14 protein-coding genes are annotated in these 14,857 nt (G+C 69.1%); 6 read left to right on the forward strand and 8 right to left on the reverse strand.

Annotated features, from left to right (window positions below):
- Nucleotides 1-89 precede the first annotated feature (89 nt).
- Together DFO63_RS16370 and DFO63_RS16375 are read right to left on the reverse strand one after the other, a co-directional pair.
- A complete protein-coding gene (locus tag DFO63_RS16370; protein ID WP_119007367.1) occupies nucleotides 90-764 on the reverse strand; it encodes a hypothetical protein in 675 nt (224 codons plus the stop codon).
- Between the two features lie 40 nt (nucleotides 765-804).
- The gene (locus tag DFO63_RS16375) at nucleotides 805-1,323 is read right to left on the reverse strand and encodes a hypothetical protein (protein WP_049443597.1); all 519 of its coding nucleotides are present in this window, start codon (nucleotides 1,321-1,323) and stop codon (nucleotides 805-807) included.
- Between the two features lie 238 nt (nucleotides 1,324-1,561).
- Between DFO63_RS16375 and DFO63_RS16380 the strand changes: the two genes are divergently transcribed.
- From DFO63_RS16380 to DFO63_RS16395, 4 genes are all read left to right on the forward strand, one after another.
- A complete protein-coding gene (locus DFO63_RS16380) occupies nucleotides 1,562-2,770 on the forward strand; it encodes a hypothetical protein (RefSeq protein ID WP_101764659.1) in 1,209 nt (402 codons plus the stop codon).
- Nucleotides 2,771-2,863: 93 nt separating this feature from the next.
- Nucleotides 2,864-5,353: a DEAD/DEAH box helicase gene (locus tag DFO63_RS16385; protein WP_119007368.1), complete on the forward strand. Its 2,490-nt coding sequence runs from the start codon at nucleotides 2,864-2,866 to the stop codon at nucleotides 5,351-5,353.
- Nucleotides 5,350-6,372 carry a ribonuclease H-like domain-containing protein gene (locus tag DFO63_RS16390; RefSeq protein ID WP_119007369.1) on the forward strand — a complete coding sequence of 341 codons (1,023 nt, stop codon included), beginning with the start codon at nucleotides 5,350-5,352 and terminating at the stop codon, nucleotides 6,370-6,372. The genes DFO63_RS16385 and DFO63_RS16390 overlap by 4 nt, the downstream gene beginning before the upstream one ends.
- A gap of 78 nt (nucleotides 6,373-6,450) precedes the next feature.
- Nucleotides 6,451-6,765, forward strand: coding sequence for an I78 family peptidase inhibitor (locus DFO63_RS16395; protein ID WP_049443590.1), 315 nt, complete (start codon nucleotides 6,451-6,453; stop codon nucleotides 6,763-6,765).
- A gap of 64 nt (nucleotides 6,766-6,829) precedes the next feature.
- On the opposite strand, the gene DFO63_RS16400 is transcribed toward DFO63_RS16395, so the two are convergent.
- From DFO63_RS16400 to DFO63_RS16420, 5 genes are all read right to left on the reverse strand, one after another.
- A complete protein-coding gene (locus DFO63_RS16400; RefSeq protein ID WP_119007370.1) occupies nucleotides 6,830-8,830 on the reverse strand; it encodes a M56 family metallopeptidase in 2,001 nt (666 codons plus the stop codon).
- A gap of 3 nt (nucleotides 8,831-8,833) precedes the next feature.
- Nucleotides 8,834-9,220 (reverse strand): BlaI/MecI/CopY family transcriptional regulator, encoded by a 387-nt coding sequence (locus DFO63_RS16405; protein WP_119007371.1) that lies wholly within the window; start codon nucleotides 9,218-9,220, stop codon nucleotides 8,834-8,836.
- A 106-nt stretch (nucleotides 9,221-9,326) separates the two neighbouring features.
- Nucleotides 9,327-10,139 (reverse strand): hypothetical protein, encoded by an 813-nt coding sequence (locus DFO63_RS16410; RefSeq protein WP_119007372.1) that lies wholly within the window; start codon nucleotides 10,137-10,139, stop codon nucleotides 9,327-9,329.
- A gap of 3 nt (nucleotides 10,140-10,142) precedes the next feature.
- Complete coding sequence (locus DFO63_RS16415) at nucleotides 10,143-11,558, reverse strand: XVIPCD domain-containing protein (protein ID WP_101764654.1); 1,416 nt, start codon at nucleotides 11,556-11,558, stop codon at nucleotides 10,143-10,145.
- 116 nt (nucleotides 11,559-11,674) lie between these two features.
- Nucleotides 11,675-12,781, reverse strand: coding sequence for an SDR family oxidoreductase (locus DFO63_RS16420; protein WP_101764653.1), 1,107 nt, complete (start codon nucleotides 12,779-12,781; stop codon nucleotides 11,675-11,677).
- A gap of 196 nt (nucleotides 12,782-12,977) precedes the next feature.
- Between DFO63_RS16420 and DFO63_RS16425 the strand changes: the two genes are divergently transcribed.
- Entirely contained in the window at nucleotides 12,978-13,286 is a 309-nt protein-coding gene (locus DFO63_RS16425) for a hypothetical protein (protein WP_049443579.1), read from the forward strand.
- On the opposite strand, the gene DFO63_RS16430 is transcribed toward DFO63_RS16425, so the two are convergent.
- Entirely contained in the window at nucleotides 13,274-14,332 is a 1,059-nt protein-coding gene (locus DFO63_RS16430) for a DNA topoisomerase IB (RefSeq protein ID WP_101764652.1), read from the reverse strand. The two genes, DFO63_RS16425 and DFO63_RS16430, sit on opposite strands and share 13 nt — an antisense overlap.
- A gap of 111 nt (nucleotides 14,333-14,443) precedes the next feature.
- Between DFO63_RS16430 and DFO63_RS16435 the strand changes: the two genes are divergently transcribed.
- Complete coding sequence (locus tag DFO63_RS16435; protein ID WP_014035471.1) at nucleotides 14,444-14,833, forward strand: I78 family peptidase inhibitor; 390 nt, start codon at nucleotides 14,444-14,446, stop codon at nucleotides 14,831-14,833.
- Nucleotides 14,834-14,857 lie beyond the last annotated feature (24 nt).

A 14,857-nucleotide genomic window follows, 5' to 3' on the forward strand; every position in this document is an offset into this window, starting at 1 on the left:
GTCCACGAAAGGGCTCTGACCCCACCGATTGGATCGCAAACAGCATCCACGCATGGCGTGGATCTACTGGCCCCCCCCTCATGCGTCCTTCAACGTTTCCCCGCGCGCCGGTACACGCCATTGAAGCGCACGTTCATGCCACCGCATTCGCTGTTGTCGGCCACGACCAGTACATCACCCAGCGAGTGCACCCGCACCTTGCAGGTGTCTTCAACGAATTCCACATCGGCGCCGCGCGGCGTCGCGCGTGCTTCCACCTGGCCCAGGTTCGGCCCATACGGGCGCTGTTCCGGCGTGGGGTTGGCAGAGGGCCAGTAGGCGTCGCCATCCACATGCAGTTGTCCACCCTGCACGGTGATGCGCAGGCCGTTGTCGCCATCTTTCCAGTGGCCCGTCCACTCCTGCAGCGTTGGCACGACCACGGGCAACGGCTGCAGCTTGCTGCGGTCGACCCAGCCGGCGCTGCCGCCCACCTTGTTCGGGAAGAACGCGCAGCGGTAGCGGCCCAGGTCGCGACCGGTCACCACCGTATCGCCGTTGACCACGTAGCTGCGCTGCCGGCAGGCCGGCTCGCCCTTTTGCGGGCAGCCGTCCATGTCGCCGAGCAGGTACAGGCGCGGTGCATCGACCACCCGCGCCAGCGCGAACCGGCTCTGTTCAGAGGGGAACGCACCATTGCGGCAGGCGCCATCACCGGCGATGCCGGCAGCAAAGGCGGACGCCGGCAACAGGGCAGCCAGCAGGCAGAACGAACGCAGGAACATGGCAGCGCTACCGGTTGAGGAACCGGCAGGATATACCGGCCTACTTCACCGGCGGCGGATCGCAGCCGTCCTGCTGCTGGCAGAAACGCAGCGCACGCTGCTGCTGTTCGGCACTGAGCTCCGGCGGTGGCCGGGCAATGGCGGACTGGATCTGGTCGGGGCCGCCGGTGAGCTTGTTCAACCCCCGGCCCGCCGCCAGCACGCCCTTGACCACGCCCATCATGATGTAGCCGCCGCCCATGCTGACCTGCTCGGGTGACGGTGGCTCGCTCCAGTCGCGGCTGAAACGGTTGTCGCCGAACTTCACCGGGTTCTTGAAGCGGTACAGGTCCAGCGGCTCGTCATCGGGCTTGAGCGCACGCACTTCGCCAAGGGTGGTGACGTTGTCCTGCGGCAAGGCGGTGGAGACCGGTGCGGTGGTTGCAGCCGGCGCATCTGCGGGGGGAACGGGCGCGGGATCACGCGCCGCTGCCGGTGCGGCCTGCTGCGCCTGCGCGAGACCCGCCAGCAGCAGGCCGGCCAGGAGTGCTCCCTGCGTTCCACGTCGTGCCACAGCCATCCGCCCTGTTGGTTGCGTCCAGCGCTCAAGGATACGGATGCCGGCTTCAGATTTCGTTGTGACCTGCGCCGGTGTTCAGCTTCCATCGGCGCCCCCTACGTGGTGACCCCGACCGCGATCTGCAACTACTTGCATTCCCCTTGCAGGCAGAAGAACCCAGTCTGCGGACTGCCCTGCACCCGCTGTCGATGAAGCCCATGCCGCTCCCCTCCCGCCGTCCACGCCACGGGCACCGCTGATGTCGCCGGCGCTGGCGTTGGTCCTGGTGTTCCTGCTGGCCCCGATGGTGCTGATCGCCCGTGCCGAATGGGCGTCGCGCCGCAGGCGGGCCTTTGCCGAGCTGCGCCGGCAGCCACCTTGCCGCGTGCTCAGCGACAACGAAGACGCAGCCCTGGCCGTGGTGCGCGCACTGACCGGCTGCGCCCACGACCATCAGGTCCGCGTGGTATCCGGGGCATTCGGCAATGCCTCGTTGTTCGGCGCGCGCGCGATCAATCATGCCGACCTGGGGGAGATCCCGGTCCTGCTGCCCTTCGATGCCTGGCGCCACATCGCCACCGACAATCACGCCGAGGTGGTACTGGCCGATGGCATGGCCGTGGTCGTGCGTCTGAACGGCTTCCATATCGTCGGCGCACAGCGGCGAGCCGACCGCGCAGCTGCGGTCGAGGAGGCCCCTTTCGAACCCCTCGTCCTGCGGCCCCGGCGACACCGGGTGCATTCGCTGGCACCCAGTGAAGTACTTGGCATGCGAATGGAGAATGCTGCGGAAGTCCGTCTTCGCCGCCACCGCCCCCCACGCTGGACGGGGTTGCTGGTGGCATTGCTGGCCCTCGGAGCAGCGGCCGCCCTGCATGACGACTCGCCGTTCTGGTTGCAGCTGCTGCTGTGCAGTCCGCTGCTCGCGATCGCCGCGCTTGCGCTCTGGTTGTCGCGGCCGCGACGACGCGGGCCGGCGGTGCCGCAGCGTGTCCTGCAGGTCCGCGGCAGGCTCGCCGACTTCGCGCTGCACCCACAGCATCCGCCGTTGTGGCTGATCGGCAGTGACCGCCGCATTGAACTGCCGGCGGAGTGGCTGGGCAGCGGGCACTTCGTCAGCGGCAGATGCGTGCGGCTGGACGTGCGCGAGAGCGACGGCGTCGTACTGGGTGCGGGACCGCATTGGTCCCGCGTGGAGGACCACCACCACTATCCGCCGAGCGGCGCGCTGTGGCCACTGGCCTGGCTGGGGATGATGCTGGTGGTGCTGTTGTTCGGCGGGACAAGCCCGGACCTGATCAGCGATGCGGGCGCCGCGCGTGCGGACGCGTGGCGGCTGTGGTGGCTGCTGGCCCTGGCCATCACGCTGTGGCAGCCCATCGGGTTCCTGCGCAGGACACGGCATGCGCTGCGTCGGACGGCCCGGTACACCGCCGCACTGGCCAATCGGCCGCCGCCAGCGCACTGAACGGTTCACTCCGCCCCATGCCGATGTCTCACATCCTGAGACGTGGATGTGGTGCCATGTGACCCCTCGCAATCCGTCCCGGCTCCACTTTCCATGGCTTACGAACTCGCCAAGCGCACCGCCGATGCCGAGCAGAAGCTCGCCACCCGCGATGGCCTGCCCGCCCGCGACGGCGCCCTGCTCAGCGCGCGACTGCAGCGCCGCTACCAGGACCGCATCACCGGCAGCTTCGCCATTCCCGGCCGCGAGGGCCGCTACGCCCCCATTCCCGACTCGGTGCCACCGGCACTGGCCGCGGCCCTGAAGGCACGTGGCATCGAGCAGCTCTACAGCCACCAGGCCGAGGCCTGGGAGGCCAGCCAGCGCGGCGAGCACGTGGCCATCGTCACTCCCACCGCCAGCGGCAAGTCGCTGTGCTACACCCTGCCGGTGGTCAGCGCAGCGATGCAGGACAAGGCCAAGGCGCTGTACCTGTTCCCGACCAAGGCGCTGGCGCAGGACCAGGTAGCCGAGCTGCTGGAGCTCAACCGTGCCGGCGACCTCGGCGTGAAAGCCTTCACCTTCGACGGCGACACCCCCGGCGATGCGCGGCAGGCGATCCGCCTGCATGGCGACATCGTGGTGTCCAACCCGGACATGCTGCACCAGGCCATCCTGCCGCATCACACCAAGTGGGCGCAGTTCTTCGAGAACCTGCGCTACATCGTCATCGACGAAGTACACACCTACCGCGGCGTATTCGGCAGCCACGTCACCAACGTGCTGCGCCGGCTCAAGCGCATCTGCGCGTTCTACGGCGTGCAACCGCAGTTCATCCTGTGCTCGGCCACCATCGGCAATCCGCAGGCGCATGCCGAGGCGTTGATCGAGGCACCGGTCACCGCCATCACCGAATCCGGCGCGCCCAGCGGACCGAAACAGGTATTGCTGTGGAACCCGCCGGTGATCAATCCAGACCTGGGCCTGCGCGCCTCGGCACGTTCGCAGAGCAACCGCATCGCGCGCATCGCGATCAAGTCCGGGCTGAAGACCCTGGTGTTCGCGCAGACCCGCTTGATGGTCGAGGTGCTGACCAAGTACCTGAAGGACATCTTCGACCACGACCCGCGCAAACCACCGCGCATCCGCGCCTACCGCGGCGGCTACCTGCCCACCGAACGCCGCGAGACCGAGCGTGCGATGCGCGCCGGCACCATCGACGGCATCGTCAGCACGTCGGCGCTGGAACTGGGCGTGGATATCGGCAGCCTGGACGTGGTCATCCTCAATGGCTACCCCGGCAGCGTGGCCGCCACCTGGCAGCGCTTCGGCCGCGCCGGCCGCCGCCAGCAACCGGCGCTGGGGGTGATGGTGGCCAGCTCGCAGCCGCTGGACCAGTACGTGGTGCGGCATCCGGACTTCTTCGCCGAAGCCTCGCCCGAACACGCGCGCATCGCGCCGGACCAGCCGCTGATCCTGTTCGACCACATCCGCTGCGCGGCGTTCGAGCTGCCGTTCCGGGTCGGCGATGGCTTCGGCCCGATCGACCCGGAAGTGTTCCTGGAGGCGCTGGCCGAGACCGAGGTGATCCACCGCGAAGGCGAGCGCTGGGAATGGATCGCCGACAGCTATCCGGCCAACGCGGTCAGCCTGCGTGCGGTGGCCGACGGCAACTTCGTGGTGGTCGACCGCAGCGACGGCCGCCAGCAGATCATCGCCGAAGTCGATTATTCCGCCGCCGCACTCACCCTGTACGAAGGCGCCATCCACATGGTGCAGTCCACGCCCTACCAGGTGGAAACGCTGGACTGGGACGGCCGCAAGGCCTATGTCACCCGCACGCATGTGGACTACTACACCGACAGCATCGACTTCACCAAGCTCAAGGTGCTGGACCGTTTCGACGGCGGCGTGGCCGGGCGTGGCGATTCGCACCATGGCGAAGTGCACGTGGTACGGCGCGTGGCCGGCTACAAGAAGATCCGCTACTACACCCACGAGAACATCGGCTATGGACCGGTGAACCTGCCCGACCAGGAACTGCACACCACCGCGGTGTGGTGGCAGCTGCCGCAGGCGCTGCTGCTGCGCGCGTTCGCCAGCAGGCAGGATGCACTGGATGGCTTCCTCGGCGCGGCCTACGCGCTGCACATCGTCGCCACCGTGGCGGTGATGGCCGATGCGCGCGACCTGCAGAAGTCGGTCGGCAACGGCGATGGTGCCTGGTTCGCGATTGCCGACCAGAGTGGCCGTGGCCAGCTGCGCGGCAGCGAGGGCGATCCTGGCGTTGTCGAGCTGCTGCAGGAGTTCGTGCCCACTGTTTACCTGTACGACAACTTCCCCGGGGGTGTCGGCCTCAGCGAACCGCTGTGGCAGCGCCAGGCCGAGCTGGTGCAGCGCGCGCGCGAACTGGTGCAGCGCTGCGACTGCAAGGCCGGCTGCCCGGCCTGCGTGGGCCCGGTACTGGCCGCGCAGGAAGAAGATGAAACTTCGCCGCGTGCGCTGGCGCTGCGCGTGCTGGACCTGTTCGATGCCGACGCCTGCCAGCACGTACCCGACGTGGTGGTGACCGCGCGCGACCCGATGGAGCTGCTGGCCCCGTGAGCCTGAGCCTGGACAAGCTGCGCCTGCTGCGGAAGCAGGCCGGCGACCCGAAAGCAGTCACGCCGGTGGCGCCCGAGCCACCGCCGCCAGCGCCGGCCCCGGTAGCCGCCAACGATGCACAGCAGCCGCCGGCCGAGCGTTCGGTGTTCGCCTGGGTCGAGCAGGAGATCCGCCACAAGCCGACCGGCGCTGCCGCGCCCGTGACGGCCGCCGCACCGCTGCGTCGACCGGAAGTGGGCAGCCTGCACCGCCTGCTCGGCCTGCGCTCGCGGGGCGGAGCCGCACCGGCACGCGCCAGTGCGCAGGATCGCCAGCTTCCCGGTGAGGAAATCGCACCGGGCCTGTTCCTGATCGAATCGCTGCAGCCGCAGCCGATTCCCGCAGAACCGCTTTCCCTGGCTTTCGCCAAGCGCGAGCACGAATACGTCGCCGCGCGCGACCTGCTGTTCTTCGATACCGAGACCACCGGCCTGGCCGGCGGCACCGGCACCCGCGCCTTCATGATCGGCGCCGCCGACTGGCATGTGTGCCCGCAACGTGGCGAAGGCCTGCGCATCCGCCAGTTGCTGATGGCCACGATGGCCGCCGAGGACGCGATGCTGGCCACCTTCGCCCGCTGGCTGCAGCCGTCCACCGTGTTCTGCAGCTACAACGGGCGCAGCTACGATGCGCCGCTGCTGAAGGCGCGCTACCGGCTGGCCCGCCAGCGTTGCCCGATCAGCGCGCTGGATCACGTCGACCTGCTCTATCCGACCCGCCGCCGCTATCGCGGCACGTGGGAGAACTGCAAGCTGTCCACCATCGAGCGCCAGCTGCTGCGCGTGGTACGCGAGGACGACCTGCCTGGCTCCGAAGCCCCGGGCGCATGGCTGCGTTTCCTGCGTGGAGGCGACGCGGTGGACCTGCGCCGGGTCGCCGACCACAACCACCAGGACGTGGTGACCCTGGCCCTGCTGCTGCAGCGGCTGGTGCACGAGGAACAACGCGAACGTGAGACGCTGGCGCTGGTCGGGCAGTAACGGCATGGGGCCGCGTTGACATGCCCTGACGCTGGCAGCGGTGACACTGCCGCCACCATCCACGCCTGGAGCCCGACGATGCGCCTCAATCCCCTTGCCCTGCTCGCCATCCTGCCGCTGGCCGCCTGCAGCCACGCCGGCAGCACCACCCGCCACGATGCCGCACCGGCGCCGGTGGCCGATGCCGCGCACGAATGCAGGCCGGAAGCGCTGGAAGCCTTCACCGGCAAGACCGCCGACGAGGCCACGATCAAGAAGCTGGTGGCCGACAGCGGCGCGCGCAACGCGCGGGTGGTCAAGCCGGGCATGGCGGTGACCATGGACTTCCGCCAGGACCGCGTGACGGTGCAGGTGGACGGTCAGAACCGGATCGAGCGCGCCAGCTGCGGTTGATCAACGGGGTGCCGGCCGCTGGCCGGCACCCCACACATTGCCGGCCAGCGGCCGGCACCACCGATCAGAGCCGCTCGGCCTTGCCGCTGGCCAGTGCGCGCGCGATCACCTGCTGCGCCTGCCGCGACGCCTGCTCATGCACGCGTGCCTGGCGCTCACCCAACGCGGCCTGCTGGCTGCCCAGCGCCGCCTGGCGGCTGGCCAGTTCAGACTGCTGGCTGGCCAGGCGCTGCATGTCGCGGGTGTGAGTGGCCCGCGCGGTTTCTTTATCAACTTCCTGCATCGCACGACGTGCCTCTGCAGCGGCCTCACGTGCGGCCTCACGGGCAACAGCCGCATCGTTGGTCGCGCCGCGCGCCGCCTTCGCCGCTTCCGCCGCCGCTTCGCGGTTGATGTCATGCGCGGCCATCGCGCTGCGCGCGGCCTCGGCGGCAGCCAGTGCCATGCGGCGCGCCTCCTCGCCCTGCAGGCGGCCCATCTCGCCCATCTGCTTGCCGAGTTCGCCCTGCTGGCGACCCAGCGCACTCTGCTGGCGGCCCAGTTCGCTCTGCTGGCGGCCCAGATCCGCCGCGCCGCTGTAGGCACGCTGCAGGGTCTGGATCATCATCGGATCACGCACCACGTAGCGCTTGTCGCCCTGGCGGAACCACAGCGCCGGGCCCTTGCCGAGCTGCCTGCGGGCGACCGTCACGTCGTCCATGCCGCCATTGGCGAAGGTCGAATCGCCATCGACCAGCACGAAGGCCTCCGGCGGCGACTTGCCCAGGTCCAGGCGGCCGTAGGTGGTGATGGAGGTGGCGCGGGAGGTCGTGTGTTGACTGTGCATGCCGGTATCGACATCGACATCCGCATCCACGTCGACCGCCACATCCGCATCGTCCGGACCTGACAACGCCTCGGCATCAGCCGGCTCGGCAGGCGGCGCGGGCGCCACAGGCACGGCCGGAACGCGCGCGGACGAAGGCGGTGCGGGCGGTGCTTTCGGAGCCTTCGGCGGCGACGGCACAGCGACCTTCGGCGCCGCAGGAGGCGCGGGCGGTGCCGGCGGCACCGGCGCAGCGACCAGTCGCATCGGCGCCACGCCCACCACCAGCACCACAGCGGTCAACGCCATCGCCAGGATGCGCGGGCAGGCCCGGCGTGGCTGCAACGAGAGCAGGCGACGCTTGAGGCTGGTGGTATCCGGTGCGGCACTGGCCACGCCCAGGTGCGGCTGCGGTGCCACACCCAGCTGCAGCAGCAGGCGCCCATAGGCCTGGCGGCTCGCGCCATGCTGGCCAACCACCGCTGCATCCACCGCTTCTTCGCGGGCCTGTGCGTATTCGCGCACCGACAGGCGCAGCAGTGGGTGGAAGAAGAACAGATGCTGGGCCAGCGCCGGCAGCAGGCCCCACTGCAGGTCACGCCGCTGCAGGTGCTGCAATTCATGGGTCAGGGCCAGGTCCAGCGCATCGCCCTGCAGGGCGTTGTCGCCGGCCGGCAGCAGCAGCACCGGGCGGAACGGACCGACCAGCTGCGGTGCGTCCACCTGCGTGCTCATCCACAACCGCGGCGCAGGACGCACGCCATGTGCATCGGAAGCCAGCTGCAGGGCCTGCACCAGCGCCTGGTCCTCGCAGGGATAGGCCGCTGCCAGCAGCGCACGGCAGCGACGCCACTCACCGAAGGTACGCAGTGCCATCAGCAGCACGCCGGACATCCACAGCGCGGCCAGTGCGACGGCCCACCATGCCACCGCCGGCACATCCGCGGCAGGCACCGGCATTGCGGCCAACAGCTGTGCCGAGGCCTCCGGGGCCAGCGGGTAGACGATATCGGCGGCCACGTCAGTCGCGCTCATCGCCACCGCCTGCGGCGCCGGCAGCCAGGCCAGCTGCAGCGGCTGGCTCCAGAACAGGCCGAGCACGGCCTGCAGCGAGACGAGCCACCACAGGCGGCAGCGGGTCGCCGCCGACAGCGACGGCAGCGCGCGGCATACGCCATACACCAGGGCCACCAGCAGCACGGTCTGCAGGCTGGTCCAGCCCAGCCGTTCCAACATCGGGATCAGCATCGTGGTGTCCATGGCTCAGCCCTCGTGGCGGCGCGATTGGAGTTGGGCGACCAGCGCTTCCAGCTCGGCCAGCTCGTTGTCGCTGACCTGCTTGCGCTGCGACAGATAGGCCACGAACGGCGACACCGAGCCCTGCAGGGTGTTGTCGACGAACTGGGCCACGGCGCCCTGCAGCACGCTCTCCGGGCCACGCGTGGCCTGGTAGCGATAGACACCGTCCTGCTGCTGGCGCTGAAGATACCCCTTCGCCCGCAGCCGCTCCATCATCGTCAGCACGGTGGAGCGGGCCAGGCCACGGGCCTCCCCATAGCCACTGGCGACCTCGCCGACCGTGGCCGGCGCATGTTCATCGATGTACTGCAGCAGGGCCAGTTCCTGGTCCCCGATCGTCTTGCCACGCATGACACCACTCCCTTGACTACACGTGTCGTCACTGTCTGCGTGACGACAACTGTAGTCAACCCCCCGAAAGTCATGGGCCGACGAACGGTAGGGGCGGCCTACCCCCTCAGCGCCCCGTCACGAACGGGTCGCCCTTGCACGGCAGCAACGGGCTGTCGTCGCAGGGCCATAGCGTGGCGGGAACGGTCCTGGCCACTTCGAAGTGGTCCTGGTTCCAGCGCAGGAAACCGGCGTGGATGGCATTGCCATGGTCGAAGCTCCGCGCATCGGCGGCCAGTGGCTGTTCGGGGTCGGCTTCGGCCACCCAGCGCAGCACTGGCACTTTGTCCAGCACGCCGATGAAGGCGAACAGATCGCCCGCGCCCTTGTCCTGGTACGCCGTCAGGGTCGCCGCATCGGGCAACCCCGCCTGCGCCAGGATGGATGCAGTGACATCCTGCAGCGGTGCGGCTCCCTGTGCGATGTAGGCGCGCATGCCCGTGGTGGTTGCCGGGCAATCCTGCAGCTGCACCAGATACCCGGTGGTACCGCCAGTGCCGGAGAACGACCGCATCCAGTAGCGGAAACGCGGCCCGCTGCGATCAGTAACCATGAAATCCTGCTGGCCATCCTGCGCGGGAATGGAAAGCACCTGCACCTTGCTGGCGCCCTCCACGTTGCACTTCAACTGCGCCAGCACCTGCCTGTCAGGTTCGGGCAGCGCAGCGTAGCGGCCGCCGGGATAGGCGCTGCCGGAGGCTTCCGGCAGTGCGGGCAATCCACGATCAGTGGGCAGGGTCTGCGCAGGCAAGGCCTCCGGTTTCGCCGCCGGGCTGGCAGTGGGCGCTACCGGCGCGACGCGCTCTCCAGCGGGCGCGCAGGCACTGCAGGCCAGCAACAGCATCAACGAAATGCCCGGCATCAGGTGTGATCGGATCATCGCTCAACGCCCTCCCATCGCCGGCGCTTCCTGCAGTTGTGCAGGCGCGGGTGTGGGTGCCGCCTGTTCGCGCGATTGCTGCTGCAGTTGGCGCAGGCTGCTTTCCACCGAAGTCTCGCGTACCTCGGCCGCATTGACGCCTGCGCGCAGCGCCGCAGGATCGCCCGGACTGCCCTGCACCAGGAACAGTGTCTCGCCCGCCGCACGTCCAGCACTGGGATTGCTGGCCACGATCTGGTCGACCCGGGTGATGCCCGCGGCCTTCGCTTCGCGCAGCATCACCAGACTATAGTCATCAGCATGCTCGGCGTAGCGTCCGCCCAAGGCCTGCAGGCGCGTGCTGATCTGCTGCTGCAGGGCATGGTCGCGATGCTGCGGCTGACGGGGGTCGTCATTGGCCGCGAGCGGCACGTCCTGCCCCAGCTCACGCGCCTGGCCGGGTGCGACCGAGGTCAGCACGTACTGCCAACGGTTCTGCCCGGGCGTGCCGCGCACCGTCGACACGAAGTCGTCGTACTCGCCGCCGCCGATGGTCTGGCAGCCGGCCGAATCGGTGTTGGAGCGGCTGCCCCGATGGATCTTGAAGGTGTCGTTGAGGTCCTGCACGCCCTGCGTATCTCGCGCATCGAACCAGCCGTCGCCATTGCTGTCGCGCTCCACCCGTCCGGCGCCAGCAGTGATCGCGTCCTGCGAAGGACGCAGCGCGAACTCATTCGGATGGCCATTGCGCGGATGGGTCGTTGCGCGCATCTCGGTGGTGCCCTCACCCAGGCGCCCCAGATCCTTGACCCGGTCGCCGTTGACGTCCTCACCCTCGGTCTTGGTGCGCGGCGCCACGTTGCCAAAGCCCGGGCTGCGTGGCGTGGTCTTGGCATGCCCGTCGTACTGGGCGGTCGGCTCAGTCGTGGCCTGGTTGAACTCGCGCACATGGCCGTGGCCCTGCGCATCCCTCCACAGCACCACGATGCGATCGTCGTAGACGCCACGCCCACGTGCCTCGGTGGTGCGGTTCTCGTCGCGCAGCCCCAGCACCACGCGGTCCTGCGTTGCCATCGCGTCATTCGCTGCGGTGTTGCCGCGCTGGGCCACCATGCTGCCATACACATCGTACTGCTGGGCCTGGCTCAGGGCTGCGGTCTCCGCCGCATCCGGCATTCGCGGTGGCCGCGTCGCCTCGCCCAGGCGATCCAGCATCGGGTTCACCGTTGCCGCATCCGCTGCGGCAACACCACCATTCCGTCGCAACGCCTCGAGCTCGGTGGCGGCACGCACCGATATGTAACGATCCAGCGATTCCTGCACCACGGCGCTCTGGCCGTCGTGCAGGACCTGCAGACGGGTGGCGGCAGCGCGCGCATCGTTCTGCCGCAGCAGGGCGACGACTTCGTCGGCCGCCGCATTGATATCCATCTCGGGCATGGTCGGTCCTGGGACGTGATCAGTACAGGGTCAGCCTACCCCAGCCCCCCACTGGGGCGTTTGACGCACTGCACACCCTCACTGCCACGCCGTATTCAGGCAGATCACGCCGTCACTCAGCCCCGTGGGCCGCCCATCACCGGCAGGATCACCCCGCTGATGTAACTGGCACAGACCGGCGAGGCCAGGAACACATACGCCGGTGACAACTCTTCGGGCTGTGCAGGCCGGCCCATATCGCTGTCCCTGCCGAACTCGGCGACGTCCCCGGCCTGCTTGTCGGCCGGGTTCAGCGGCGTCCATACCGGCCCCGGCGCCACGCAGTTGACCCGGATACCGCGTGGCAGCAGCTGGCTGGCCAGCGCCTTGGTGAAGGCATGGATGGCGCCCTTGGTGGCCGAGTAATCGATCAGCGCCTTGCTGCCGAAAATGCCGGTTTCCGAACCGGTGTTGATGATGCTGGCCCCCTCGCCCAGATGCGGCAGTACCGCGCGCGCCATCTGGATGTAGCCGCCAATGTTGGTCTGCAGGGTCTCCTGCAGGTGCGCGTCTTCCAGGTCTTCCAGCCGCTTGCAATGCAGCTGGAACGCGGCGTTGTTGACCAGGATGTCGATGCCGCCGAACGCCTTGGCCACCTGCTTGACCGCCTTGTTGCAGAAGCGCGGATCGCGCACATCACCGGCGATCACCACGCAGCGGCCGCCTTCGCGCTCCACGTGCTGGCGGGTGATGTCCGCGTCTTCGACCTCGTCCAGGTGCAGCACTGCCACATCGGCGCCTTCGCGTGCGAACAGCACCGCCACCGCACGGCCAATGCCCGAATCGCCACCGGTGACGATCGCGCGCATGCCTTTCAGCTTGCCGCTGCCGGCGTAGTCCGGTGCAAGGAAACGCGGCGCCAGCTCCAGTTCGTGTTCATGCCCGGGCTTGGCCAGCTGCTGCGCCGGCATCGCTTCCGGTTGCCGGCGTGCACCGGCCTGGGTAGCGGGCTTCTTTGTGGCTTTCTTTGCCGCGCGCACGTCCTTGGCCTTCTCCTGGTCCTGCAGGCGTCGCTGCCGGGCCGCGACGCGCGCTGCCCGTGGATCGCTGGCCGCCGCCTTGCGGGTTGCGGTCTTCACCACCCGTGGGCGAGCGGGGTCGGCAGCGGTCTTCGTCGCGGTGCTGCCTTTGCGCACCTTGGGCGAGGCTTTGCGGCGGACGGGGGTCTTTCGGGTGGTGGCCATGCAGGTCTCCTCGGGAGGGAAAGGGGCTGCCGGCCAGCGGCCGGCACTACCGGGGGCGGCGCACGCCGCTCCTGCAGTGTCTCCACCCAGGCTGTTGGCGGCAGTGAGCGCGCCGTGTCCACGATGTGCACGGTATTCATTCCGCCACCACGTGCGGCGTCGCACGCTGCACCCAACCACACCAAGGAATCCTTCCATGAAACATGCCATCGCCACCGCCGCCGTCTGTCTTGCCCTCGCCGCCTGCAGCAGCACGCCGATGGCCCAGGTGCAGCCGATCGACGGCGTGATTTCCGGCCAGTGCCACAGCGACATGGTGCGCGGCGCACTGGGCCTGGCCGCGTCGGACGCCACCGTGGCCCGTGCACGCGTGGACAGCGACAGCCTGCACGTACGGGTGCTGCGTCACGATGGTCCGCGTGTGCCGCCGGCCAGCGAGGGCGGCGACCGCCTGACCATCGAGAAGGGCCGCACCAACAACATCGTCGCGATCTACTGCGGCTGACGACTGCGGCTGAGCCGGCGCGCCCTGCGCAGCACGCGCAGGGTGGCCTGTTCCCACTGGCGCGGCCCACGCAGGCCGGCCAGCTTGGCCAGTTCGCCTCGCTCCCAGCCGGCGAACACGCACGGGTCGATGTAGGCCTTGCGGCACACCGCCGGGGTGTTGCCCAGCAGCGACGCCACCTCGCACACCACCGCGCGCTGCGCCTGCGCCAGGGCGCGCTGGCTGGCCGGTTCCGGGAGCTCGGTGGCGGCGAACGCCTGCACCGCCGCCACCGTGCCGCCCCAGGTGCGGAAATCCTTGGCGGTGAAGTCCTCGCCCATCACCCCGCGCAGGTAATCGTTCACCGCACCGGAGTCCACCGGCTGCAGCGCACCGTCGTCATCGCGGTACTGGAACAGCGCCTGCCCCGGCAGCTGCTGCAGGCGCCGCACCAGCAGCCCCAGCCTGCGATCGCCCACGGTCACCTCCTGCAGCTGCCCGGACTTGCCACGGAAGCGCATGCGCACGCGGCCGCCGCGCAGCAGTTCCAGATGCCGGTTGCGCAGCGTGGTCAGCCCGAACGAACGGTTCTGCTGCGCATAGGTTTCATTGCCGACCCGTACCAGCGTATCGGCCAGCAGCGCGACCACCATGGCCAGTACCTTTTCCTGCGGAAACCCGGGCCGTTTGAGATCCCGCGACAGCCGCCGCCGCAGCGTGGGCAACGCCTCGCCAAAGGCGATGATGCGGTCGAACTTGCCGGCGTCGCGCTCCTTCGCCCAGTTGGCGTGGTAGCGGTACTGCTTGCGCCCGCGGGCATCGCGGCCGGTGGCCTGCAGATGGCCATTGGCGTGGGCGCAGATCCACACGGCGGTATACGCAGGTGGAATCGCCAGCGCGCGGATGCGCTGCAGGGTGGCGGCATCGCGGACCGCGTGGCCATCGGCATCGCGATAGCTGAAACCCTTGCCGGCGCGGCGCCGGCTGATGCCCGGCTGGGTGTCATCGACATAGCGCAGGCCTGCAGCACGCGCAGCCTGTCGTTCGGGGGTAGAGGGGGTTGGCATGCCCGCAGTGTCGCCGCCGCGATGCCGCGAACCTGTCGATAACACAAGACAAACACGTGAGGGTCGGTTCGCCGCTATGCTCGGGCTTTCACAATCCCTTCCGGAGTCATGATGTCGTTCCCGATTCGCGCCCGTTCGCTCTCCGCCCTGCTGCTGCCGGCCGTACTGGCCCTGACCGCCTGCCAGGCACCGGCGCTGGATGAACAGGATTCGGCCACGGCCCATGCCCAGCAGGCTGCCGAAGCCGCCAAGGCGCCGGCCGACGAGGCTGGCAAGGCCACCGAGGCACCGCCGGTCGGCACCTGCGATGCCAGCCAGGTGCAGAGCCTGGTCGGCCAGGCCTACGCCGACGCGCTGGGCAAGCAGGCGCAGGAAGACGCCGGTGCCCACCAGCTACGCGTCATGAAGCCCAATGACGTGGCCACGATGGAGTTCCTCGGCGACCGCCTGAACATCGAAGTGGACGACAAGGGCCTGGTCAGCGGCGTGCGCTGCGGCTGAGTTCGACCCCGCGCCGGCACGGGG

The sequence above is a fragment of the Stenotrophomonas sp. AG209 genome (genome assembly GCF_003550055.1).
Lineage (GTDB): Bacteria > Pseudomonadota > Gammaproteobacteria > Xanthomonadales > Xanthomonadaceae > Stenotrophomonas.

Excerpts from the sequence above, each read along its gene's own strand:
- DFO63_RS16370 (WP_119007367.1), bottom strand. The coding sequence starts at position 764 with ATGTTCCTGCGTTCGTTCTGCCTGCTGGCTGCCCTGTTGCCGGCGTCC.
- DFO63_RS16375 (WP_049443597.1), bottom strand. The coding sequence starts at position 1,323 with ATGGCTGTGGCACGACGTGGAACGCAGGGAGCACTCCTGGCCGGCCTG.
- DFO63_RS16380 (WP_101764659.1), top strand. The coding sequence starts at position 1,562 with ATGTCGCCGGCGCTGGCGTTGGTCCTGGTGTTCCTGCTGGCCCCGATG.
- DFO63_RS16385 (WP_119007368.1), top strand. The coding sequence starts at position 2,864 with ATGGCTTACGAACTCGCCAAGCGCACCGCCGATGCCGAGCAGAAGCTC.
- DFO63_RS16395 (WP_049443590.1), top strand. The coding sequence starts at position 6,451 with ATGCGCCTCAATCCCCTTGCCCTGCTCGCCATCCTGCCGCTGGCCGCC.
- DFO63_RS16400 (WP_119007370.1), bottom strand. The coding sequence starts at position 8,830 with ATGGACACCACGATGCTGATCCCGATGTTGGAACGGCTGGGCTGGACC.
- DFO63_RS16405 (WP_119007371.1), bottom strand. The coding sequence starts at position 9,220 with ATGCGTGGCAAGACGATCGGGGACCAGGAACTGGCCCTGCTGCAGTAC.
- DFO63_RS16410 (WP_119007372.1), bottom strand. The coding sequence starts at position 10,139 with ATGATCCGATCACACCTGATGCCGGGCATTTCGTTGATGCTGTTGCTG.
- DFO63_RS16415 (WP_101764654.1), bottom strand. The coding sequence starts at position 11,558 with ATGCCCGAGATGGATATCAATGCGGCGGCCGACGAAGTCGTCGCCCTG.
- DFO63_RS16420 (WP_101764653.1), bottom strand. The coding sequence starts at position 12,781 with ATGGCCACCACCCGAAAGACCCCCGTCCGCCGCAAAGCCTCGCCCAAG.
- DFO63_RS16425 (WP_049443579.1), top strand. The coding sequence starts at position 12,978 with ATGAAACATGCCATCGCCACCGCCGCCGTCTGTCTTGCCCTCGCCGCC.
- DFO63_RS16430 (WP_101764652.1), bottom strand. The coding sequence starts at position 14,332 with ATGCCAACCCCCTCTACCCCCGAACGACAGGCTGCGCGTGCTGCAGGC.
- DFO63_RS16435 (WP_014035471.1), top strand. The coding sequence starts at position 14,444 with ATGTCGTTCCCGATTCGCGCCCGTTCGCTCTCCGCCCTGCTGCTGCCG.